The following is a 231-nucleotide window of genomic DNA, read 5'->3' on the forward strand; positions in this document are numbered from 1 at the left end:
TACCTGTGGACCGAATGGCTCACGTCGGTCGACCACCAGAAGCTCGGCGTGATGTACATCGTCGTTGCACTCATCAAGCTGCTGCGCGGCTTCGCCGACGCGATCATGATGCGTACGCCGCTCGCGCTCGCGTATCACTCGCCCGGCTATCTGCCGCCGCACCACTGCGATCCGGTCTTCACGGCGCACGGCGTCATCATGATCTTCTTCGTGGCGATGGCCTTCATGGTC

1 protein-coding gene is annotated in these 231 nt (G+C 62.3%); it reads left to right on the forward strand.

Annotation, left to right across the window (positions count from 1 at the left end; all coding sequences use genetic code 11):
* A partial coding sequence (locus SB822_RS61345) for a cbb3-type cytochrome c oxidase subunit I (protein ID WP_410859699.1) occupies positions 1–231 on the forward strand: 231 nt, incomplete at both ends.

The organism is Paraburkholderia sp. SIMBA_054, from assembly GCF_046534875.1.
Lineage (GTDB): Bacteria > Pseudomonadota > Gammaproteobacteria > Burkholderiales > Burkholderiaceae > Paraburkholderia > Paraburkholderia hospita.